We start from the raw sequence: 1121 nt of genomic DNA, 5'->3' as shown, positions 1-1121 counted from the left end.
CCAAATATTGAGCAGCACCTCTTGGTACATATCTTTCTGGTCGCTTGGGTTGACATTATAATAACGGCAAATACGTAATATCCGCTCCTCATTATCTGCTACAATTTGATTAAATCGTTTTTCTTTTTCCAAGGTTAAATTTGTTTGCATTTACCTATTAGTTATCGGGTGACTATTTCTCCTGTGTGTTAGTTATCTAATAACTAATCTCCTTTAAGCTTCAATTTCCTTAATCAGTTTTAAAACATCATCGCGCAAGGGTTTGTAGCGATTCTTCCAAATAAGCAAACCAATTCCAATCGAAACCGTTAGTGCACCAAGAAAAAGTAACTGAGTTTGCAAAATATCTTTAAATATAATTGTTGAATTTAGCACCAACCCTGCATCTATAAATAATGCACCTAATAAGACCCACCAAGTTAATTTTTGAAAAGGGCTATATCTTTTTGCTGCTTTTTTTAACATGCTTAAAGTGGCTAATGAGTAGTCTACATAACTAAACTCTTTATAGTACTTCCTAAAGCTTAGTGCAAATATTAACATACCAGACAAAAAACAAACTCCACTATAAATCCCACTTATATCGCCATCAATTACATGTGCAATTATAGATGCCAAATACAAGGGAATAATAACCCAGTATGCTGAACTGAACCGCTTACTCATTTGTCCATATTTATAATCTTCTAACCTTAATCGCTCTAATAACTGAGCTAAATTTGGGGTTTCATTTATATTATTAGTCGTCATGGCTACTTGCTTAAATTCTGTTTTAACTGCGCTTTAATTCGGTGAATCTTTACTTTTACATTGGCTTCGGAAATACCTATTACATCGGCAATTTCTTTCATGGAGAGCCCTTCGAGTATTAAGGACATCAATGCTTTGTCGATGACCGATAGCATATTCAATTCACTTTGTAATTTTTCGAATTGCTCCTCTTTAAGCCGGATGGTTTCCTCATCGTCTTCGTACATCATACCTAAATTTTGGGTATCGCTGCTCACGATGAGTTGCATTTGCTTAAAAGCTTTTCCTGTATAAGTAAGCGAGGTATTAACGGCAATTCGGTATATCCAGGTACTCATGGCTGAGTCTCCACGGAAATTCCCCAGGCTTTT

The 1121-nt window shown here is 35.5% G+C and carries 2 protein-coding genes; both read right to left on the bottom strand.

All coding sequences use genetic code 11. The features are described 5' to 3' along the window. Window positions 1-213: 213 nt before the first annotated feature. A complete protein-coding gene (locus A8L32_RS17130) occupies window positions 214-750 on the bottom strand; it encodes a hypothetical protein (protein WP_075591072.1) in 537 nt (178 codons plus the stop codon). A 2-nt stretch (window positions 751-752) separates the two neighbouring features. After that, window positions 753-1121, bottom strand: a 369-nt coding sequence (locus A8L32_RS17125; protein WP_075591071.1) for an RNA polymerase sigma factor, incomplete at its 5' end; no start/stop codon positions are given.

The sequence above is a fragment of the Labilibacter marinus genome, assembly GCF_001659685.2.
GTDB lineage: Bacteria > Bacteroidota > Bacteroidia > Bacteroidales > Marinilabiliaceae > Saccharicrinis > Saccharicrinis marinus.
This window is presented reverse-complemented; position numbering and strand designations above follow the sequence as displayed.

Excerpts from the sequence above, each read along its gene's own strand:
- A8L32_RS17130 (WP_075591072.1), bottom strand. The coding sequence starts at position 750 with ATGACGACTAATAATATAAATGAAACCCCAAATTTAGCTCAGTTATTA.